The organism is Jonesia quinghaiensis DSM 15701 (assembly GCF_000423205.1).
In the GTDB taxonomy this organism is placed as follows: Bacteria; Actinomycetota; Actinomycetes; order Actinomycetales; family Cellulomonadaceae; genus Jonesia; species Jonesia quinghaiensis.
Map to the genome: position 1 here is coordinate 434356 of NZ_AUHN01000005.1, position 23196 is coordinate 457551.

15 protein-coding genes are annotated in these 23196 nt (G+C 58.4%); 10 read left to right on the plus strand and 5 right to left on the minus strand.

Annotated features, from left to right (window positions below):
- Positions 1–62: 62 nt before the first annotated feature.
- Positions 63–1115 carry a LacI family DNA-binding transcriptional regulator gene (locus tag G538_RS15185; RefSeq protein ID WP_051196607.1) on the minus strand — a complete coding sequence of 351 codons (1053 nt, stop codon included), beginning with the start codon at positions 1113–1115 and terminating at the stop codon, positions 63–65.
- On the minus strand, positions 1102–3648 hold the full coding sequence (locus G538_RS0105160; RefSeq protein ID WP_029068486.1) for a glycosyl hydrolase family 95 catalytic domain-containing protein: 2547 nt from the start codon (positions 3646–3648) through the stop codon (positions 1102–1104). Before G538_RS0105160 ends, G538_RS15185 begins: the two co-directional genes overlap by 14 nt.
- A gap of 183 nt (positions 3649–3831) precedes the next feature.
- Between G538_RS0105160 and G538_RS15190 the strand changes: the two genes are divergently transcribed.
- A complete protein-coding gene (locus G538_RS15190) occupies positions 3832–5892 on the plus strand; it encodes a beta-galactosidase (protein ID WP_051196588.1) in 2061 nt (686 codons plus the stop codon).
- Positions 5889–8171: an alpha-xylosidase gene (yicI, locus tag G538_RS0105170; protein ID WP_029068487.1), complete on the plus strand. Its 2283-nt coding sequence runs from the start codon at positions 5889–5891 to the stop codon at positions 8169–8171. Before G538_RS15190 ends, yicI begins: the two co-directional genes overlap by 4 nt.
- 29 nt (positions 8172–8200) lie before the next feature.
- Here the strand turns inward: yicI and G538_RS0105175 are convergent, their stop codons facing one another.
- From G538_RS0105175 to G538_RS0105185, 3 genes are all read right to left on the minus strand, one after another.
- Positions 8201–9466: an AGE family epimerase/isomerase gene (locus G538_RS0105175; protein ID WP_029068488.1), complete on the minus strand. Its 1266-nt coding sequence runs from the start codon at positions 9464–9466 to the stop codon at positions 8201–8203.
- A gap of 12 nt (positions 9467–9478) precedes the next feature.
- A complete protein-coding gene (locus G538_RS0105180) occupies positions 9479–10450 on the minus strand; it encodes an acetylxylan esterase (protein WP_029068489.1) in 972 nt (323 codons plus the stop codon).
- Between the two features lie 107 nt (positions 10451–10557).
- Positions 10558–11835, minus strand: coding sequence for an ROK family transcriptional regulator (locus tag G538_RS0105185; protein ID WP_035833240.1), 1278 nt, complete (start codon positions 11833–11835; stop codon positions 10558–10560).
- A gap of 514 nt (positions 11836–12349) precedes the next feature.
- On the opposite strand from G538_RS0105185, the gene G538_RS0105195 reads away from it, so the two are divergent.
- The 8 genes from G538_RS0105195 to G538_RS15200 all read left to right on the plus strand — a co-directional run bounded on the left by G538_RS0105195 (position 12350) and on the right by G538_RS15200 (position 22856).
- Positions 12350–13594: a hypothetical protein gene (locus tag G538_RS0105195; RefSeq protein WP_029068491.1), complete on the plus strand. Its 1245-nt coding sequence runs from the start codon at positions 12350–12352 to the stop codon at positions 13592–13594.
- Positions 13595–13625: 31 nt separating this feature from the next.
- The gene (locus tag G538_RS0105200) at positions 13626–13850 is read left to right on the plus strand and encodes a hypothetical protein (protein ID WP_029068492.1); all 225 of its coding nucleotides are present in this window, start codon (positions 13626–13628) and stop codon (positions 13848–13850) included.
- A 418-nt stretch (positions 13851–14268) separates the two neighbouring features.
- Positions 14269–15573: an ABC transporter substrate-binding protein gene (locus G538_RS0105210; protein WP_245566797.1), complete on the plus strand. Its 1305-nt coding sequence runs from the start codon at positions 14269–14271 to the stop codon at positions 15571–15573.
- 120 nt (positions 15574–15693) lie between these two features.
- Positions 15694–16668, plus strand: a complete 975-nt coding sequence (locus G538_RS0105215) for a carbohydrate ABC transporter permease (RefSeq protein WP_029068494.1) — start codon at positions 15694–15696, stop codon at positions 16666–16668.
- Positions 16665–17486 carry a carbohydrate ABC transporter permease gene (locus G538_RS0105220; protein WP_029068495.1) on the plus strand — a complete coding sequence of 274 codons (822 nt, stop codon included), beginning with the start codon at positions 16665–16667 and terminating at the stop codon, positions 17484–17486. The genes G538_RS0105215 and G538_RS0105220 overlap by 4 nt, the downstream gene beginning before the upstream one ends.
- Before the next feature lie 106 nt (positions 17487–17592).
- Positions 17593–20232, plus strand: a complete 2640-nt coding sequence (locus G538_RS0105225; protein WP_029068496.1) for a glycoside hydrolase family 2 protein — start codon at positions 17593–17595, stop codon at positions 20230–20232.
- Positions 20233–20345: 113 nt separating this feature from the next.
- On the plus strand, positions 20346–21227 hold the full coding sequence (locus G538_RS15195) for a LacI family DNA-binding transcriptional regulator (protein WP_084618099.1): 882 nt from the start codon (positions 20346–20348) through the stop codon (positions 21225–21227).
- Between the two features lie 174 nt (positions 21228–21401).
- Positions 21402–22856: a GH1 family beta-glucosidase gene (locus G538_RS15200; protein WP_035833244.1), complete on the plus strand. Its 1455-nt coding sequence runs from the start codon at positions 21402–21404 to the stop codon at positions 22854–22856.
- Positions 22857–23196: the final 340 nt, after the last annotated feature.

The window sequence follows — 23196 nt, forward strand, 5'->3', positions numbered from 1 at the left end:
TGTGGTGTGCGGGGTGCTGTTCACTCACCAGGTGACGGTGGATGAACTGCAGATCAGAGTGGTTACATCAGTCCGATTGACGCGGTGTCGCCCGAGGTGTTTTCTGCCGCGCTGTGGAGTGTTGCTGTGGTTGCTCGTTGGGTGAGCTCAGCGGCGAGCAGTCGTGTTTCGGCTGGTTGTTCTGGGTCGCTGAGTCGTTGCATGGCCATGTCGACAGCGACTTTCCCAATGGCGGTGGCGGGGATTGTCACTGAGGTGAGCGGTTGTGGCTGGGACGTTGCTAGGTGTTGTGGGCAAATCGCGACCACTGAGATGTCCTCTGGGATGGCGCGCCCGGTGTCTCGCAGTGCGGCGACCACGTGGGGTAGCGCTGCTTCGTTGTGGACAACCAGCCCAGTGATATCGGGGGCTTTGCGTAGCAATTCGGTGACGCTTTGGTGGGCGCCAACTTCGGATGCTTCGCAGGGGATTGCTGTGAAGGTGACCCCTTTGCTGGTTGCTTCGTAGTGCGCCCCGGAGAGGGTGCGGTCCCAGAAGGAGGTGTGGCGTTGCCACACGGCAGTGGGTGCTCCGAGCATCCCGATGCGGGTGTGTCCGAGGTGAGCAAGGTGGCGTATGGTGGCTGCCCCCGCCCCAAAGAAGTCGAGGTCCACGCAGGAGAGTCCGGCGTTGTCGCGGGGTAGCCCAATGAGGACTGCGGGTTGTCTCGCCGCTTTGAGGAGGGGGATACGTGGGTCGTCTTCTTCAATGTCCATGGCGATGATGGCATCCACCATTGATCCTGATGAGACCCTGTCTATCCCTGTGGCGTCTTCTTGGGTGAGGAGTAGAACGTCGTAGTTGTGGTTGCGTGCTGCGGTGACAACGCCGGTTACGAACTCCATGATGACGTTGACGTTGACCGCAACGCGCAAGGGCGCGACGAGAGCGATGACGTTGGTGCGTGATGAGGCTAGTGCTCGTGCTCCAGCATGAGGGCGATAACCGAGGTCTCGGATTGCTTTTTCAACGCGGGCCCGTGTGGGGCCCGAGATGGGGCGTTTTCCGCTCAGTACGTATGAGACAGTCGAGGTTGAAACCCCGGCTGCTTTCGCTACATCATCAATTGTGGCCATTGGTCGCTTTTCGTGGTGGTGTGGCACGCCTATGTGTCATCGCGCTGTCTCCAAGGTTAATCGTGGTGGTGGTGGTCTTTTGCAGTGTTTCACCGGTTAGTTGAACCGTTTCACCCGGTGGGATAGTGACGGTGGTGCTGTGACCGTTGAATCGTAGGTGGCGTTGGACAGTCTTGTTGCTGGTTGCGGCGTTGGTTGCGGCAATTGTTGCGGTGTTGGTGATGGTGACGTGGTGGGGTACTGAGTTGTGCCAGGTCATGGTCAATGTCACGTGGCCGGGCAGAACTATCCCATGGATTGACCCGTCGCCCCAGGAAGCCGGCAATGCTGGCAGAAGCTCAATGTCCCCATTGTTGGTGTCAACGAGCGCTTCACACACTCCCGCCAGGAGGCCGAGATTGCCGTCAATCTGAAATGGTGGGTGAGCTGAGAGCAGTGAGGGGTAGATGCCGCCCCGGTGACCGCCGGCGTTATCTTGTGCTGGCCTGAGTGCCTGGGCGGCGAAAAATTCGACACTGTGTGTATCGCGGGCGCGGGCTCCAAGCGCGATGCGCCACGCTAACGCCCAGCCGGTGGATTCGGGGCCGCGGGCGCGCATCGACGCGAGTGCTGCGGTGACCTCGTGTGGTGCGGTGATGTGGCGTAGCGGGTACAAGCCAATCAGGTGCGACACGTGACGGTGGGTGGGCTCGGCGCTGGGGTAGTCGTGGAGCCATTCAGCGAGTTGTCCATCCGCTGTGATCCGTGGTTCCGGCAGGTGTGAGACGAGCTTTTCCAAAGGGACTAACCAGTCGGGGATCTCGTGGAGGTCACCTTGTTCGATGAGGTGGTTAGTGGTGTGCCGGACCGCATTGGCGAGTTCTCGGAACAGGTAAATATCCATGGTGGCGGTCTGTGACACGGAGTGGGCTGTGCCGCCTACTGTGAAACAGTGTTCAGGTGAGGTTGATGGTGAGGAAACGGTTGTCCCGTCCCGGTCTTGTAACCACCACGCTGCGAACTGGCCTGCTCCTTCGAGCGCTGGCCATAGGTCACGTAACCCCTCCGCGTCATTGCCGTGTGTGGTGTGGCGCCACGCTTCGACGGTGAGCCATATGCCACCCAGTGGCCAATACGACCAGGCGGGGTCCCCTTCGCCTGCGCCGACCGGTGTTGGGTGTCCCCACCGATCGCTGTTGTGGTGCAAAACAAACCCTGGGGCATCGTAAAGCTGTTTGGCCGCGTGAGCGCCCGGTCCGGTCGCCACGTTGATGAGCCACCGTTGCAGGTTGCCGGTGGCGCAGCCTAATCCCACGTGTGGCAGAGCCCAGTAATTCATAGGGGTGTTGATGTTCAGTGTGTAGTTGGAACTCCATGGTGGTGGTAGTTCGGCGTTCCATAAGCCTTGCAGCGTTAAGGGGAGTGCTTGGGGGTGCCATCCGCTGATTGCGAGGTAGCGGCCCATGTGAAATTGGCGGGTTAACGCGGGTTGATTGCCGAGGTGTAGTGAGCATCGGTCGTAGAGCTCGCTGTGGGCGGTGATGTTTCGGGCGTGTAGCTCGTGTGGCGTGGGATGTTGGGCGATGCGCCGCGCGGCGTTACACAGGCCGGTGATGTCGTTTATTTCATGGGTTTCCTGCTGCCCATTCCCCTGATGGTTGTGGGCGGGTGGGGTAGTGGTGGGGTGTTGCGGGCTGCCCATGGTCACGATGATGCTGGTTTCGCCGTGTGGTGGCACCCAGAGGTGTTCGGGGCAGGTTTCGAGGGTGTCGGTTGCCGCCCAGGTGAGGGGGAGGGTGGCGCTGTGTGTCCCGTACGTGACGTGTTCGGCAGTGTTTTCGTGGGTGGGGGCAACATCGGTGGGCAGTAACAGGTCGATGTGGCGGGTTGTTGGGGTGTTGTGGTGGTGTAAGGCGTGTTTGAGCTGCGATGAGAACTCAAGGTGAATGTCCACGGGGTGGGCGCCGTTGTTGATGATTCGGTGGATTATCGCGCTTCCTTCGCCGCGTTGCGCATCTGGTGATTCTGGGTGGGGCAGATGCGCGGGTGCAGGGTAGGAGTCGGCTCGCTGAACCCACGTGGTGTGGATGATGGTGTCGTGTGCTGCGGTGGTGTATTGCGCGGTTGCTGTTGCGGTGGCGAAGTCGAGGTGCCGGGTGGCGAAGGTGAGGGGCGCATCACCGGTGACACCGGTGATGCGCAGAGCACCAAGCGGTAAAAACGCTTGGCTGTGTGTTGTTTGTGTGGTGGTCAGTAGCGTTTCAGCACCCTCGTAGTCTTCAACGTCTAGTGCGCTGCGGACATCGTGAAGCCAGGCGGGGTTGTGTGCTGCGGGTGGCAGGGAGTATGCGCTGTGCGGCTCGCCGGACCACGCTGCATGATGGTTGAGGTCAAGGGAAATGCGGTGGAGTGCAGCATTTTCCATGACCCCAATAATTCCGTTTCCAAGGGGAAGCGCTTCGACCCATTGTTTGCACGGGGAATCTAGGGTTAGTGCATGCGGATGGCAGGCGTTTGTGTCAAGGTGATTTTTCGTTGCTCTGTTGCCGTTCATGGCACCTATCCAGAAGGTTGTACGGGCAATACACAAACCAAAGTGTGACGGTGTGAGGTGTTCAAAAAATCGTCATCATCGACGATAGATTGTTGAACCGCTTCGATGATATCGTGGAGTCAGCCGCAGGGGAAGCACACCAATTTTTCCTCGCCCACACGCTGATAGACCCAAGGAGCAACGGTGCACCGAACGGGACAGCCCCTTCTCACCCACCGCATCGCCTATGGCGGTGACTACAACCCAGAACAATGGTCCCCAGACATCTGGCGGGAAGACATCGAGTTGATGACCCACGCTGGCGTCAACCTCGTCACCCTCGGAGTGTTCAGTTGGGCATGCCTCGAACCACGCCCAGGGGAATACGACTTCGCATGGTTAGACGAAGTCATGAACCTCCTGCACGCCGCAGGTATCTGCGTTGACCTCGCCACTCCCACCGCATCACCACCGCCCTGGATGGGACGACTACACCCTGACACCTTGGCGCGCAACGCCGACGGAACCACCATGCACTGGGGGTCGCGCAACCACTTCTCACCAGCATCGCAAACCTACCGGGACCACAGCGAACGCATCGTTACTCGCCTTGTTGAACGCTACGCAGGGCACCCTGCAGTAGTCATGTGGCACGTGGGCAACGAATACGGGCAAATGTGCTACTCCGATGAGTCAGCTGAACGGTTCCGAGCATGGCTGGTGAAGCGCTACGGCACGCTGGAGGCAATTAACGAAGCATGGGGAACAGCTTTTTGGTCACAGCGGTACTCCACCATTGATGAGATCATTCCGCCGCGAACTGCGCCGTACTTAATTAACCCAGGTTTGAACCTTGATTTCCGGCGCTACAGCTCTGACCTGATGTTGGAATGTTTCTTGGAACAACGCGACATCATTCGCCAAGCTGACCCGCAGGCGGTTGTGACCACGAACTTTATGGGGTTTTTTGCCCCCGTGAACTATCAGCACTGGGCACCGCACCTCGACGTTATTGCTGATGACATCTACCCCGATCCCAGTGATCCTGACTCCTGGCACACCACGGCGATGACTCACACGCTGATGCGTTCCCTGGCTCGCGGTAAACCGTGGATGATCATGGAGCAAGCTATCACCGCAGTGAATTGGCGTGCGCACAACGTCCCAAAGCCGTTGCATCAAACGCGCCGAGAAACCCTGTCTGCTATTGCGCGTGGCGCACGGGGCGTGTGTTTCTTCCAATGGCGGGCGTCAACGGCTGGTTCGGAACGTTTCCACTCGGCGATGGTGCCTCACCAAGGCCCAACAAGCGCCACCCACCAGGCAATACGAGCACTCGGCAGTGAGCTGGACACCCTCAGTACGGTCTTAGAGAACGCTGCACCGTTGGCAACACCTCAGCGGGTAGCGCTGGTTTTCGATTGGGAAAGCTGGTGGGCAACCCAAGAACCAGCACTTCCCACTAACCGGCTTGATGCCCGAGACATTTTGGCTGACTGGCACACCGCACTGCTGCGTTTGGGCGTCACCTCAGACATCGTTGCGCCCACTGACCCACTCGGTGAGTACGCTGCCGTGGTCGTACCTAACCTGTACCAGGCTTCCCCTCAAGCGCTTGCAAACCTGCGTGACTGTGTTGAACGCAGTGACCACCTTGTTCCGCTGATTGTGGGGCCATTTACTGCGGTTGCTGACCACCATGGGCACATTCACCGCGGTGGTTTCCCTGTCCCCTTAGCTGACCTCACAGGCACTCACGGTAACGACTGGGTTCCATTGGAAGCTGGGGTGAACATCGACATGGCAGGCGCCCAGTATGCAGTAGCGGACTTCGCTGAACACATCACCGTGACCAGCGACCTCACCACCACAATCGCCCACTTTACTGATGATGCACCCCATGATCTTGCGGGGCATCCAGCCATCACCCACAACGCCGGCACCAACACCTGGTACTGCGCGGCACGCCTCTCGCCCGATGCGCTGACCCACCTGCTTAGAGCCGCACTGCCCTCCAGTACCCGGCTACCCGCTGAACCGCCACACGGTGTTGATGTTGTCAGTGCTCCCACGCATCTGGCCGTGATCAACCACACCAACGAGCATCAGCGCATCGCGCTCGCAGACATCACCACAGACCAGCAGAACCTTTTTTGCGCCATGACCGGCGCCCCAGTGGAGGACAGCCTCACGCTCCCTCCATATGACGCAACGATACTCGTCGCTGCACCCGCAGTGAGCGAGACCAAGGAGCTCAACGCATGAAATTCTCCAATGGATACTGGCTCGTCCAAGACGGCTACACCATCCTGCGCCCCAAAGACATCGACGCGGTCGAAGAGCGCGACGGTGCGCTCGCGGTCTATGCGCCGACTGCGCCGATCACCACGAGGGGTGACACGCTTAATCGGCCGCTGATTTCGATGACCTATACCGCCCCATTGGAGGATGTCATTGGGGTGCGGGTGGAGCATCACCGTGGGCGGCGCGACCCAGGGCCGCATTTTGCGGTGCATCATGACGCTACTCAACCCAAGATTTCTGTTCCTATTCGGGATAGTGGGCAGCCTGCCACGATTACTTCTGGCCGGTTAACGGCAGCGATTTCCACCGATGGCCCCTGGCATGTTGATTTCACGGGTGAGGGCCGGCATTTAACCTCCTCGATGGACCGTTCAGTGGGTGTGGTGTCTCATACCGATGGCGCTAAGTATGTGTATGAGCAGCTGACCATGGGGGTTGCGGAGAACATCTTTGGCCTGGGTGAACGCTTTGGTGCGTTCATTAAAAACGGTCAGGTTGTTGATGTGTGGAATGAGGACGGTGGAACAGCCTCAGAACAGGCGTATAAAAACGTCCCATTTTACGTCTCGGATGCCGGGTACGGGGTTTTCGTTGATCACCCAGAGAAGGTGTCGTTCGAGATTGGATCTGAGGTTGTTTCTCGCACCCAGTTCTCGGTGCCAGGCGATCACTTGCAGTACTACATCATTTACGGGGCGACCCCCAAGGAAATTTTGACCCGCTACACCGAACTGACCGGGCGCCCAGCGGCTGTGCCGGCGTGGTCATACGGGACATGGTTGTCGACCTCATTCACCACTGAGTATGACGAAGGCACCGTCATGTCGTTTATCGACGGCATGATTGACCGTGACCTTCCGTTGTCAGTGTTCCACTTTGACTGTTTCTGGATGCGCGGCTTCCACTGGTCAGATTTCATCTGGCACCCTGAGACCTTCCCTGACCCTCAGGGTATGTTGGATCGTATTAAAGCCAAGGGGCTGAAAGTGTGTGTATGGATCAACCCGTACATTGCCCAACGGTCATATTTGTTTGATGAAGGTATGGAGCGCGGCTATTTTGTGACTGAACCTGATGGTTCAGTGTGGCAGTGGGACATGTGGCAAGCCGGTATGGCGCTTGTTGATTTCACAAACCCTGAAGCTACCGCGTGGTACACCTCAAAACTACAAGCTTTGCTTGACATGGGTGTTGATGCGTTTAAGACAGACTTTGGTGAGCGCATCCCCACCGATGTGGTGTGGCATGACGGTTCAGACCCGCAACGCATGCACAACTACTACACCTACCTGTTCAACCAGTGCGTGTTTGAGCTGCTGGAAAAGGAACGCGGGCAGGGGGAGGCAGTTCTCTTTGGCCGCTCAGCAACTGTTGGTTCCCAGCAGTTCCCTGTGCACTGGGGTGGTGACTGTGAATCGACGTTTGTGGCGATGGCAGAGTCGTTGCGTGGCGGGTTGTCGTTGTCCATGGGCGGGTTTGGGTACTGGAGCCATGACATTGGTGGTTTTGAGGGCGTCCCTGATGCGGCGGTGTTTAAACGCTGGGTTGCGTTTGGGTTTATGTCGTCACATTCGAGGTTCCACGGGTCAAACTCATACCGTGTCCCATGGGTCTTTGATGACGAGGCAGTTGAGGTCACCCGGCTGTTCTCGAACCTGAAAATGTCCCTCATGCCATACCTCGGGCGGTTGGGGGCAGAAGCCGCCGGCCAAGGTATCCCCGTCATGCGCCCGATGCTCTTAGAGTTCCCGCACGACCGCACAGCCCGGTCATTGGGTACCCAATACATGTTGGGTGACAACCTTCTTGTTGCTCCAGTGTTCTCAGCGACAACAGCGGAGTTTTATGTGCCGCAGGGCACGTGGACGTCAGTGCTGACGGGGGAGAAGTTCACTGGACCGCTCTGGGTGACCCGTGATTATGGTTTTGATGACATGCCTATTTTGGCTCGCCCCGGCGCTGTCATTCCGGTGGGGAGTGATCACACCCGCCCCGACTATGACTGGGCGCATGGGGTAACTCTGCGCGCCTACGAGCTAGCCGATGGAGACAGTGTCACTGTCGCCATCCCGTCTAACGACCCTGCCTATGAGGCGGCGCAGTTCCAGGTGGAGCGCATCGGCGATGTTGTGCGTGCGCAGCGCACTGCGGGAACCGGGCCGTGGGCGCTTGAGGTCGCGGGCGGTGGGGTCAGTGAAAAAACCCACAACGACAACGTCTCGGTGTCACTGAATCAGTGACACCGAGACGCAGGTGAGGTGAGAGTCGGTCAGCCTAGCTGGCCGGCTTTCGCTTTCACTGCGCTAGCCAACGTAGGGGTTAACGGCAGCAGGGGGGTGAGCATTGCCCCAAAGGCGTGGTAAATGTCAGGCTTACCAGGCCACACGTGACCACTTGGCTGGTTGTGGGTGTCCAACTCGTGGTGCCAGGACCCGTTGATGTCATCCCGGAAGAAACGGCGCACATGCCCCAGCCATTCTTCGTAGTCTTTCGCATAAAACGGGGCATCAGTAGCGTGGAACAATGCTGCCGCAGCCGCGAGCGCTTCTGCTGGGACCCAGTGCATTCGGGTTTCCACCACAGGGGTGCCGTGCCAGTTAGTGGTGTACACAAACCCCATTTCACCTGCGGTGGAGCGGCGCCAACCGTCACCAATGGCACGTGAGTACAGTGAGCGTGCAGACTCCTGGAGCCAGGGGTGTTCACCGGGTTGTAGTGCATCAAGGTGGAGCAGGAGGCGCGCCCACTCGATACCGTGTCCCACTGTTGCACCGTATGGTTTGAATTTGTCGTCTTTTCGGTCTTCGTTGTACTCCAGCAGGGGTTTCCATGCAGGGGTGAAGTGTTCCGGGATGCGCCACCCATTGGGTGCTGCCCAGCTGAGTGCAACTGTGCGGGCTATGCCCAGTGCGCGGTCGTGCCACCGGGTTTCACCGGTGACATCTCCGGCTGCAAGCAGCGCCTCAACGGCGTGCATGTTTGCGTTCACACCACGGTAGTCGCTGAGCTGGGTCCACGATGCGTCCCACTCATCAACGTGTAGGCCGCTGGACTCTTCGAAGAAGCGGAGGTCTAAAACTTCCAGTGCGTCTGTGAGGAGTTGCTCGGCTCCGCGTAGGCCGGCAGCAACCGCTGAGGTTGCGGCAAGGACAACAAAGGCGTGCGCGTAGGCGCTTTTTGTGGTGTCATCTGCGGTGTCGTAGAGGTCTGGGTCAGCGTCGATCCGGGCGTTCCACCCTCCGTTGGTGTGGTCACGCAACGGGCCGCTGATCAGTGCGTCGAGCCCGTTTTGGGCGATCTTTTGGGCGCCTTCGTGCCCCATCAGGGCGCCAATGGCATAGCAGTGCACCATGCGGCAGGTGATCCACGTCTGAATGCCGTGGCGGGGGTCAACGGTTCCGTGCTCGTCAAGCCAGCCTGCCCCGCGCCCGTCTACCATTGTGTGTTGGGCGAAGTCGAGCAGTGCGTGTGCCTCGGTGGCCAACCAGGAGTGGTGGGTGGCTGAGGTCAGTGCTGGGCCAGTGTGGTCAGTCATGTTCTTCCTTGGTCAGATGCGTGCTGCGAGCCAGGTGAGTTGTCGTGCCGTGTGGTGTAGTTGCCCCCCTTCGTGTCCGTTGTAGGGGTACACCTCTATGGTCTTATCGGTTGCTTGGTACGCATTAAAAGCGCTGTATACCGTTGAGGGTGGGCAAATGGCGTCCATGAGGGCAACGGAGAATAGCGTGGGTGCTGTGGCGTTGCGAGCAAAGTTCACACCGTCAAAATACGACAGCGTGGTGAACACGTGGTCAACCTGGTTGCGGTGCACTGCGAGATACCGGGTAATTTCATGGTACGGGTCAGAATCAGTGATCGACGTTGCCCGCTCATAGTTACACAAGAACGGCACATCAGGCATCGCAGCGACGATGCTCGTCCCGGCTAGGCCCGCAGCGGCCAGTGCGATGCCCCCACCTTGGCTTGCGCCCACCACCGCGATGCGGTTGGGGTCGACTTGGGGCAGGGTGGCAACAGCGTCAATGGCGCGCACAGCATCAGTGAATACTCGGCGGTAGTAGTACTCGTTGGGGTCCTGAATGCCTTGAGTCATATACCCGGGCAGTGCAGGTCCAGAACCAGTCGGGTCGGGTGTGTGCCCACCATTACCCCATGCAGAACCTTGACCACGGGTGTCCATTTTCAGGTGAACATACCCTGCGTTGGCCCACAGCAGGTTTTCGTGCGGCAAACCGCGCCCACCGCCGTACCCGACATACTCCACCAACGCTGGCAACGGGGCGTCAGCGTGGGCGGGCATCGTCAGCCATGCTTTGATGCGGTGCCCACCAAACCCGGAATATTCCACGTCCCAGATCCGCACGTGAGGCAGGTTCGCGTCGATCTCGTTCAGCGTGACATCAACGTCGAAGCTGCGAGCTTGCGCCAGGGTGTTATCCCAAAAATCGGTGAAGTCCGCCGGGCGGCGTACATCAGGGGTGTAGGTGGCAAGTTCAGCGGGGGACAAATCAAAAAAAGCCATGGTGTTCCTTGGTGACGAGGGTAGTGGATTGTCATTACGTGTCAGGTGCCGATGCGTGCGCTGCGTCCCTGCGGCGTACGCACGGCTTAAGTTTATGCGGTAAACAATTACGGTGACAGGGTCGACAGCTCGCTCACCACACCAGATTTGCGGACATTGGCAGCCAACGACGTCGAACGCTCGGGCACAAACTGCGCCTGCAACACTAACGCAGCGGCGCCAATAGCCGGAGCAGTCTCCGCAGACTGCGACAATCGCACCTCCACCGCATGGTTATCACGCGCAAAAAACGACGATGCCAACGTTTCTCGAATCGCTGGAACATAAATGTGACTCGCCGCCGCGAAACTCGACCCCGTCAACACCAACATCCGAACATCCAACATGTTCGCCACAGACTGCGCAGCCACTCCCACATAACGGGCAGAACGTTCCAACAACTGCCGCGCCCCAGCATCACCCATCCGCGAAGCCCGAGCAATCGCCGCAAACCGCTGAGTAATCGGAGACCCTTCCCCAAGTGCGTCCAACCCGGCAGCCTGCACAATCCGCGGATCAAGAGCAGCCTCCGCGACCACCGCAGCAGGTCCCGCCAGTGCCTCAAAACACCCACGAGCCCCACACCAACACACCGGACCATCAATATTTGCGCTGGTATGACCAATCTCCCCGGCATTCCCCGAAGCCCCGCGGTACGCCGTCCCATTAATCACAATGCCCGCACCAAGCCCAGTACCCAAATAAAGCGCCGCGAAATTCTCCTCACGCTGCGTCCCCCCAGCCCAGTACTCACCGATCGCCGCCGCCGTGGCATCGTTCTCCAAAAGCACCGGCAACCCGGAGACCTCCGCAAGGCGAGTATCAAGGGGAAAATCCTCCCACGACCGCATAAAAGGCGGCGTCAAATGCATACCCGCCCGCGAGGACAAAGGCCCAGGAGAAACCAGCCCTAAACCAAGGATGCGCTCGCGGGCTATCCCGATAGATTCGACGAGCATGTCGATTTCTTTGGCCATGCGGTCGACAACTTCGGTGGGGTCAGCGTGGCCTGGGCCGGGGCGAGCAAGGCGTGCTACGGGTGCGCCAGCCAGGTTTGTCACGGCGTAGGTGATCGCGCCGTGGTCAAGGTGAACGCCTACCGCGTAGCGGGCCGTGGGGTTGAGTTCGAGGAGGACTCGGGGTTTTCCGCCCGTTGATTCGGCCCGCCCAATTTCGATAACTAAGTCTGCGTCTAAGAGCTTGCGGACCACATTGGACACGGTTGCGCCGGTCAGGCCGGTCACGCTGGCGATGCCCACGCGTGAGATGGTTCCTGCTGCGCGAATGGCATCGAGAACCACAGAGGTGCTGCCGGTGGTGGCCAGGGTGCGTGGCTGCTGTCTCACGGTGTTCTCCTGTTCGAGGCGTCTTCGCCCGCGGTGTGTGGGACGACGCGTATGGTGCACATCCAGTATGCCCGGGCATCTTCGCCGTGGTGGACCATCACTGGTTGAGGTGTTTGGCAACGATCTGGTCACTGCTGTTGACTTACTTTATTCAATTGATTAAGAATACTGCAAGGGGAGACGCACATCACCCCGTTCGCACACCACGACCCTCAACACAATGGCTGTGTTGAGTCAAGGAGAGGATCAATGATGTTCCCTCGCACCGCGCGACAGATTGCTGCCGTTGGCGCAATGCGCATAGCATTCTGACGTCAAAGCGGTGTGAAATGCCTTAGATAGAGAACCTGTAAGAATATGCGCGAGTGCGCCGAGAAGCCTTTTTGAAGCCCGTCACATGAACTGGGTGGAGAGCTGAACCGTGCCCGTAATTTCGACTAAATACCTTGAAATGATGGCTAAGAAGTCCTGCTGCGTTTAGAATAGGGTCAACCGGTGTGTTACGGTAAATAGTATGAAAGTACAGAACAGCGCATGGAGCCTACCTGTAGCCCTTGTTATAACAAGCGCGCTATCTCTAATCAATGTCAGTGCCTCGGCAGGAGAAAATTCTGGCCTTTTAGAAACAGCATCCAAGGCTATTGCCGATCAGGTTGATGCTGGTGAACTAAGTGCGGCGATCGATAACTATGACGCAAGCAACAAAGCCTCCGTCATTGACCTAGTAGACGTTGTTGCGCCCGAAGAAAGTATTTACATCAATGACGCACCCGACGTAGATATTAATGATGCATGGATAGCCGGAGGGTTTGATGACGAGACCTCGGTTGGCCTGAAACTCTCAGGCGCTGGTAGTGCTGACATCGTTGATGGGGTAGCTGTGAGCGGTGATCCTGATATGGGTATTGAATCCGTATCGCGTGCGACACCAAATGGAGCTCAAGTCGTTGCAGTCATCGATAACCAAAAGACAGCACAAGAACTAGCATTCGACTTAGATGTTCCTGATGCCGCTACACTTACCCAACTGCCTGATGGGTCAATCACAATCAGCGCACCAGTGGAAATTGAAGTGTCTCTACCCGGTGAAGATGCACGTATAGAAGCGCAGGCAGAGCAGATTATTGGTGCTAACGTAACACTTGATGACCTTGATTCACTGACTGATGAACAGTGGAATGCGTTGGCTGATATACCTGATGCGGAAACCAAAACGGTGACAAGCATCCAAGAGATTGCTGTCATCGAAGAACCCTGGGCCATTGACGCAAACGGAAAAGCCCTTGAGACCGAGTACGTTCTTAATGGAACAGCGTTGATTCAAAAAATCGCTACAACGGAAGACACTGCATATCCGGTCATCGCAGATCCTAGTTGGACTTGGTGGGTAAAGAAAGGTGCTGCATGTGCAAGTGGTGTTCTTGCCATGGCAACTTTTGGATATGCTCGCGTTTCGGTCAGTATCGCGAAACTTGTGGTGCAGATGAAGAAGGCTTCAAGTGCGAGCAAATTGGGCAGAGCGTATAGTGCTTGGAAAAAGCTAGGCTCAACTGACTCAAAGCGATTTGCTGAATTCGGAAAGCAAATTAAGAGTCTTGCTAGCTTAGTCGTGAAACACGGTAACCGCGCCTTGGGTAGGCATCGCTCCGTTGCTGGAGCGAAAGGTCGAGCAGCAGTCACATTCCTGCAAGAAGGCGCGAAGGCGGTTGGAACGGCCTTTGGGGTGTATCAATGCTGGGAAATGGTGGACGCACTCTAGCGATTCGATCGTAAGGGAAAGAAGTAATCTAGTGGAGAAAATCGTCTTTACGATACTTTCGGTTGGGCTCGCTTTGTCGTTTGTGCTGATGTTCATCATCAGCAAGAACGAACGCGCCGTTACAGAGCCTGATAAGCCTTTCGGAGTAAAGGAATTCCGAGAAGGATTTGGCAGATCAGATTGGGCTACTTTCGTGGTGTTCCTAGCCTTCACGATCACGGCTGTTATCGCTTGGGTAGTAGACCTCGCCGCCTAACATACGATCGGCAAAGTGTGCTTCAGAGCGTTCTGAAGCACACTTTGCTGTGTGCGACGAGTGGCGCGTTAGAGTGGTTAGATATGCAATTCGGTCCTACGATGCATAGCGTTCTTGATCGGATCAAAGTGCTCCTTATGTGCCGTTGACTACCGGCGCTGTTACAAGAAGAGTGCATGATAGCAGGGCGTCTTCGCCCGCGGTGTGTGGGACGACGCGTATGGTGCACATCCAGTATGCCCGGGCATCTTCGCCGTGGTGGACCATCACTGGTTGAGGTGTTTGGCAACGATCTGGTCACTGCTGTTGACTTACTTTATTCAATTGATTAAGAATACTGCAAGGGGAGACGCACATCACCCCGTTCGCACACCACGACCCTCAACACAATGGCTGTGTTGAGTCAAGGAGAGGATCAATGATGTTCCCTCGCACCGCGCGACAGATTGCCGCCGTTGGCGCAATCGCCTCGATGCTGGCACTCAGTGCCTGCTCATCCGACTCTGACTCTGCAGAAGGCGATGTCACCCTCAAAGTACTCACCTGGCGCACCGACCTGGTTGAAGACGGCACATTCGACGAATACGCAGAGCGCTTCACCGAAGCCAACCCCACCATCAACGTCGAGTTCGAAGGGATCACTGACTACGAAGGTGAAGTCAAAACCCGTATGAGCACCGACAACTACGGCGATGTTCTCGGCATTGTGGGAACAGTCCAACCCAACCAACTCGGTGACTTCTTCGAACCACTAGGCACCGTTGATGAGATTGAAGAAACCTACCGGTTCGTTCGAGAAAAGGCCTATGACGGCCAGGTGTACGGTATTCCAGTTGTGGGAAACACTCAGGGAATCGTGTACAACAAAAATGTGTGGGCCGAAGCTGGCCTCACTGACTACCCCACCACCCCTGAAGACTTCATCGCGGCACTGGAAAAGATCAAATCCTCCACCGACGCCGTGCCCATGTACACCAACTACGCAGCTGGTTGGACCCTGACCCAGTGGGAAGGGCACCGCGGAGAAATCTCAGCTGACCCAAACTACGTCAACTCACTGCTCGAAACGGACAACCCCTGGACGCAAGGGTCAGACCACTTCGTCATTGACTCACTGCTCTATGACACAGTCGCAGCAGGACTGATCGAAGAAGACCCCACCACCACCGACTGGGAACTGTCCAAAGACCTCCTCGCCACCGGTGACGTCGCCACCATGGTGCTTGGTTCCTGGGCGATCGTTCAGATGCAACAAGCTGCGGTTGACAACGGCGGTGCCGCTGAGGACATCGGCTACATGCCTTTCCCATACCAGGTTGATGGAAAGTTCCACGGTTCAGTGGGCGGCGACTACAACCAAGCAATCAACGTCAACTCAGAGCACAAAGAAGAAGCACGCCTGTGGATTGACTGGTTCAACAACGAATCAGGCTACGCAGAGTCACAGGGTGGTCTGTCCCCACTGAAGGACTCCCCAGAACCACAAGTCCTCCAAGACTTCGCGGCAGCAGGCGTGGAATACGTAGAACAACTCCCAGCCGAGCCCGGCATGGAAGGCAAAATCGACGAGATCGACAACACCGCCGAGATCGGTTTGTGGCAGGACATGTACCGCAAGCGCATCATCGACGCAGCACGTGGCCAAGCAGATGAAACCAAAGAGGACATCTTCGCTGACCTCAACGCACGGTGGAAGGAAGCCCGCGCAGAGGTCATGGGCTAATCCACCCCTAGCGCATAACAGCCCACTCACAATCGTGGCGGGCGCCGTGACTTCAGGCGCCCGCCCCAGGGCAACGCGCACCCACCCCACCCTTGAGACCCGCAGTGACGCGAGGAAACCATGGCAACGCATACCGATGGCTCAGCACCCGCCCGGGTAGCTAAGAAGCTCCGAAAGAACGACATTCAACACAATGACCCCAGCCCTCGCCGGCGCCGCCGGTCCAGCGGATGGGGGTGGGTAGGGACCCCGTACCTCTTCCTTCTTGTCCCCGTGATCTTGCTCCTCGGGTTGACGTACTACCCGGTAGCCAACATGTTTTGGTACTCAGTCACTGACTGGGACGGTCTAGCCAAAACCAAAGATTTTGTTGGTTTTGACAACTTCGTCACCGTGTTCACCAGCCCTGAATACTTCGCCGTCTTCAAAGTGTCGCTGTACTACTTCTTTGCCTCATTCCTGCAAATGGGCATCGCCTTGTACTTCGCCACAGTCCTTAGCTTTAACACCCGATTCAGGAACTTCTTCAAAGGGGTGCTGTTCTTCCCCTACCTGATTAACGGTGTGGCAATTGGCTTCATCTTCTTGTACTTCTTCCGCCCCGACGGCACCCTGGACGCTCTCATGGGGATCCTTGGGCTCGGCGATCACACCCAACACTGGCTGGGGGAGCGCTCCATTGCGAACTATTCCCTCGCCGCAACCTCAGTATGGCGATACACCGGCCTGAACTTCGTGTTGTTCCTCGGTGCCATCCAATCCATCCCAGGGGAAATCTACGAAGCTGCTGAAATTGACGGAGCGAACAAGTGGCACCAATTCCGGTACATCATTGCTCCCTCAATCCGTCCGATCATCGGCCTATCCTTCATTCTTGCTATCTCCGGGTCACTGTCGGTCTTTGAAATCCCCTACGTCATGACCGGTGGCGCCAACGGCACTGAAACCTTCGTCATCAAAACAGTGGATACCGCCTTCAAATTCAACAAAGTTGGGCAAGCCTCAGCGATGGCCGTTGTCCTGCTTGCCATTGTTTTGGTGGTCACGTGGATGCAGAAACGCCTCATCCCCGACGAGAAAGTCAACCAGTCATGAAGTACGTCCTCGCCAACACCGTAAAATACTTCTCCCTCATCGTTGCCTGCCTCGTGACGCTGCTGCCCATTGGCGTGGTTTTCATGGCGGCCTTCAAAACAAAACAAGAGTTCCGCGACACCGGCCCCTTTGACCTGCCACAAACATTCAACCTGGATAACTTTGTCATCGCCTTCACCAAAGGCAACATGGTTCAAGGGTTCATGAACACGGTCATCATCCTTGCGGTAGCCATCACCGGAACGATCATTATCGGCACCATGGCCGCCTACGCCATCGACAGGTTCCGGTTCCGTGGGCGAACCCTGGTTCTTGCCGGGTTCCTCCTTGCCACACTGGTCCCAGCTGTTACCACACAGGTCGCAACATTCCAGGTCATTAACGCCCTGGACCTCTACAACACCCGGGCAGCGGTCATGCTGCTGTTCATGGGGACGGACATCGTCTCGATCTACATTTTTGTGCAGTTCATGCGGTCCATTGACCGGTCCTTGGACGAAGCAGCCGTCCTGGACGGCGCGAACCACATGACCATCTACGCACGGATCATCTTCCCCCTGCTGAAACCAGCGATCGCCACCGTCGTGATCATCAAGGGAATCGCGATCTACAACGAGTTCTACATCCCGTTCCTGTACATGCCTTCACGCGACCTCGGAGTCATCTCCACCTCACTGTTCCGGTTCAAAGGCCCCTTCGGTGCGCAATGGGAAGTGATCTCAGCCGGTGTGATCATCGTGTTGATCCCTACCCTCCTGCTGTTCCTATTCCTCCAGCGCTACATCTACAACGGCCTGACCTCAGGAGCCACCAAATAACTCACGATGCGCGCCTGCCCACAGCCCGCACCCTCGCCCTGACCATTCGCACTACTGCGGGCGCACGCCACCGCGCGCCCGCAGCCTGCACAAGGAGAATTCGACGATGACCACCACACCTTTGGTCAACGGCTGGACCCTGCGCCACACCGGCGGAACAGCCCCAGATGACCTCACCATCCAAGCGATCCCCGCCACCGTCCCCGGGAGCGTCCACACCGACCTTCTTGATGCTGGGCTCATCGAAGACCCCTACATTGGGTTGGCAGAACAACGCCTCGCGTGGATGAAAGACTGCGACTGGCAGTACACCACCCAGTTCACCGCAGAGCCATTAACACCAGGGGAGCGGTGTGAGCTGATCTTCGAAGGTATCGACACCGTCGCAACCATTACCCTCAACGGGCACCACATCGCTGACACAGCGAACCAACACCGCACCTACTCCTTTGACATCACCGATCACCTCACCGACAACAACACCCTCACCGTCGACTTCGCCAGCGCAATCGCCGCCGCACGCAACAACATCAACCAACTGGGGGACCGCCCACGCGCCTACGACAACCCTTTCAACATGGTCCGCAAAATGGCGTGCTCCTTCGGATGGGACTGGGGGCCAGACCTCCAAACTGCTGGGCTATGGAAACCCGTCACACTCGAGCGCTGGCACACCGTGCGTGCCCACAACCACAGCCTCATCACCACCGTTGACGACAACGGCACCGGCCACATCACCGCAACAACCCAACTCACCTGGGCGCCAGAAGCCACCCAACCCGCCGACATCACCATCGCACTCGCCGACGGTTATGGACTACCCGCCACCTCCGCCACCGTGACCGTGACCCCAGGCGACACCTACGCCACCGTGACACTCGACGTACCAGACGCCCCCCTGTGGTGGCCCGCAGGTTACGGCGAGCAACCACTCTTCGACGCGACCCTGACACTCAACCTCAACAACGAGACCACCGCACTCCTTAACCGGCGCATCGGTTTCCGCACCATCACCGCCAACACCACGCCTGACGACCACGGCACCCCCTTCACCCTGATCGTCAACGGGCAACCCATCTTCGTACGCGGCGCCAACTGGATCCCCGACGACCACCTCCTCACCCGCATCACCCGCAACCAGCTCGAACACCGCATCCTCGCAGCCCGCGACGCCAACATGAATCTGCTACGGATCTGGGGCGGCGGAATCTACGAAACCCACGACTTCTACGACCTGTGCTCCCAACACGGACTACTCGTCTGGCAAGACTTCCTCCTCGCCTGTGGCGCCTACCCCGAAGAAGAACCCTTCTGGTCAGAATTCGAAGCAGAAGCCCGCGACAACATCACCCGCCTCACCCCCTACCCGGCGCTCGCCGTATGGAACGGCGGCAACGAAAACCTCTGGGGCTACCTGGACTGGGGATGGAAAGAAGAACTCGCCGGTAAAACCTGGGGGCTCGGCTACTACACCGACCTCTTCCCACGCCTCCTCAACGAACTAGACCCCACCCGCATCTACTGCGCCGGAAGCCCCTACTCACCAGGCTTCACCCAAGAACTAGCCACCGGCACCACCACCGCCCACCCCAACGACCAACACCACGGCACCCGCCACGAATGGGAAGTGTGGAACCGCCAAGACCACCTCACCCACCTCGACTACACCCCACGATTCTGCTCCGAATTCGGACACCAAGGGCCACCCACCTGGAGCACCCTCACCACAGCGGTCGCACCAGAAGCCCTCCACAAAGAAAGCGCCGAATTCCTCCTCCACCAAAAAGCAGAAGACGGCAACAACAAACTCGATAAAGGCCTCGCACCCCACCTGCCACTACCCACCGACTTCGAAGACTGGCACTGGGCCACCCAACTCTCCCAAAGCCACTCAGTGACCTTCGGCATCGAACACTTCCGCTCCCGGTGGCCCCACACCGCAGGCGCCATCGTCTGGCAACTCAACGACTGCTGGCCCGTGACCTCCTGGGCAGCAATCGACTCACACGGCCACAACAAACCCCTCTACTACGGGCTGCAACACGCCTACGCCCCCCGCCTCATCACCGTCAAACCAGCAGGCGACACCATCGGCGCAGGAGAAGGCGCCACCGCCAGGGCCCTCGGCGCAGAGTTCGGGCAAGACCTCCCCAACGGGCGCGACGCCCTCGGCCAACCCATCGCCTACCTCATCAACGACACCGCCGACCCCTGGACCGGGCACGCCACCATCACACGCCGCACCCTCAGCGGCAACACAGAAGAAACCACCACCGTCACCGTTGACATTGCCCCCTGGTCAGTAGGGACCATCCCCCTACCGCAACACATCCTCACCACAACCCACCCCACCAACGAATACGTCACCGTGGAACTAGGCGACACCCGCACATTCCACTACCTCACCGAACTCAAAAACCTCACCCTTGACCCCGGGGCAGTGACAGTCACCGACATCACCCCCGCACCACACTCCGCGGTCGCGCGCGGCACCGCGGAAACAGGGACGAGCCCGGTCCACATCACAGTCCACGCCACCAGCCTCGCTGTCGACGTGGCACTCCTTGTGGACCGGCTCAACCCCCACACCACCATCAACGACCAACTCATCACCCTCAACGCAGGAGAAAACCACACCTTCACCATCACCACCACCCTGAGCCCACAAGACATCCGTGACGCCCTCAACAACCCCGCCACCACACACCGCATCGTGCGATCCGTGAACTCACTCATCCCGGGGTAACACACCGCGTGTGCGGGCGACACACACGTGGGGAAGCGCCCGCACACGCACCACCACTCACCCCACCACAGGTAGGGTGGACACACCGCAGGACAGAAACGGAACGCCACCGCATGACAGCAGCAACAGGGGACACCCCCACCCCACACACCACAACACAACCCCCGGTACTACCACGCGGGGCAGTCGGACTCATCCGCACCGCCCCACGACGCATGGTCACCGTCGAACCCTTCTTCATGGAGTTCATCACCGGAGTCGAATCAGGCCTCACCCCCCACGGCGTATCCGTCCTCCTCGCCGTTGTCGAGGACCTCACCGCCGAAATGAACACCTACCGCCGCTGGGCAGCAACCGGCATGGTCGACGCCGTCCTCGTCGTCAACCTCCAACACAACGACCCCCGCCCCGCGCTCCTCATCGAACTCGGAATCCCCGCAGTACTCGTCGGCGCACCCCAACCCAACATCGCACTACCCAGCGTCCACGCCGACGACGCCGCCGCAATGACCACAGTCTTCAACCACCTCGCCCAACGAGGACACCGCAAAATCGCCCACATTTGCGGCCCCACCACCTACGACCACACCCTCGCCCGCCAAACAGCGCTCGCAGCTCTTGCCGCCGCGCAGGGCGTGCGAGTGGACACGTTCGAGGGCGACTACTCCGACACCTCCGGGGAGCACCTCACTGAGCAGGCGTTACGTGCTGTTCCACCGCCCACAGCAATCATTTACGACAACGATGTGATGGCAGTTGCCGGGTTGCACGCGGCCCGCAGCGCCGGGCTTCGTGTACCGCACGATGTCGCCATCGTCGCGTGGGACGACTCACCACTGTGCCGGTTAACGGAACCACCACTGACCACCGCAACCCTGGACATTTTCGCGATGGGCCAGCACGCCGCCGCGTCCCTGCTCGCCTTCGTGGCAACCGGGGAAGTGCACGACCCTGTGGTTGTGACCGCAACACTGAACGCCCGCGACTCCACCTGACCCTCCGGACCTGTCCCGGCGCACCCCGTCCACTACACGCATCGCCCGGACACCTTCCCAGCGTCGAATCGATTCGATACGATGGGTACGCACAGCCGTGGGAACGATCCCACGGGCGCTGCGGCATTGCGCGAATGACCGCCAGCATCCACCGCACGGTCAAGGAGAGATCAGTTGAGCAAGCACACAACGCGGACCTTCCCCAGCGACTTCACCTGGGGATCAGCGACCGCCGCCTACCAAATTGAAGGCGCCGCACGCGAAGGCGGGCGTGGCCCTTCCATCTGGGACACCTATTCCCACACCCCAGGGCGCACCCTCAATGGCGATACCGGCGACGTTGCCGATGACCACTACCACCGGTGGCAAGAGGACATTGCCCACATGAAGGAACTCGTGCTCGATGCCTACCGTTTTTCAATCTCCTGGCCACGGGTTCAGCCGGGCGGGCGAGGCGAGTTCAACCCTGAAGGTATTGCGTTTTACCAGCAGTTGGTTGCCGGACTTCTTGAAGCCGGCATCAAGCCTGTTGTCACCCTGTATCACTGGGACTTGCCGCAAGAACTCGAAGACGAAGGCGGGTGGACTAACCGCGAAACCGCGTACCTGTTTGCTGAGTATGCGCGCAAAATGGCGCAGGAACTTGGCTCAGACATCGACGTGTGGACCACCCTGAATGAGCCGTGGTGTTCTGCGTACTTGGGGTACGCATCGGGGGTGCACGCACCGGGGCGCACCGAGCCGCTTGCCGCATTGCAGGCTGTTCACCACTTGAACCTTGCTCACGGTCTCGCGGGCCGTGCCATTCGCGAGGTGTTGGGGGAGTCGACGAAGGTTTCTATCACCCTGAATCTGCATGTGACGCGGATGCTTGACCCGGAAAACGCCGGTGATCGTGATGCGTTGCGCCGTATCGATGGGGTTGCGAACCGGGTGTTTTTGCAACCGTTGTTGGAGGGGGCCTACCCGGCTGACGTCATGCAGGACACCGCTGGCATTACTGACTGGTCTTTTGTGTTGGAGGGGGACACTGATCTCATTCACATTCCGCTTGATGTGTTGGGTGTGAATTACTACTCCACGGGCATGGTGCGTGAGGCAACTGAGGGTCAGGGTGGTTCGGATAACGATGGGCACGGCAATTCGTCGCACTCGCCGTGGGTGGGCTCTGAGCATGTTGAGTGGGTGAAGATGCCTGGCCCGTACACAGCGATGGGGTGGAACATTGACCCTGCTGGGATGACGGAGTTGTTGGTGTCACTGCGTGACAGCTACCCGCAGCAGCCGTTGATGGTCACGGAAAATGGTGCGGCGTTTTATGACACGGTCACTGATGATGGCCGGGTCCATGATGTGGAGCGGGTGGCGTACCTGCATGATCACATTGCCGCGGTTCTTGATGCTCGTGAGGCTGGCGTGGATGTGCGCGGGTACTTTGCGTGGTCGTTGCTGGATAACTTTGAGTGGGGTTGGGGTTATGATCGTCGCTTTGGGATTATCCGCGTTGATTACGAGACCTTAGAGCGTATCTGGAAGGATTCGGCGTTCTGGTACCGCACGTTGGCTCGCACGAATGTGTTGCCTGCGCCCGATGCGGTGGAGTACGTCGAGCAACCCACGGCGGGCTGAGCATCTCGACACGCCCAATGTTGTTTGTTTCACCCAGGCAATTTTTGTCTCGGCAGTGAGTTATCCACCGCCTGTGGATGAGGTTACCCACAGGCGGTGGATAATCTTTTTTTGGGGGAGTGAGCCGGCGAATAACTGTGCCACTGGATGGGGAGTTGGCACCAAAGTCGCATGCTCTCAGTGTTTGTCAGACCCTCGTGAGACCCTGCTTTCAGGGTGCCCTTTCGATGACGAGGCGCAACGGGCTTTGCTACGGGTCGGTACCCCACAGGCTTGTCCACAGGCAAGTCGACGCACTGTGAGCATCATGACCCTCAACCGCAAGGTGTTGGGGGTCGAT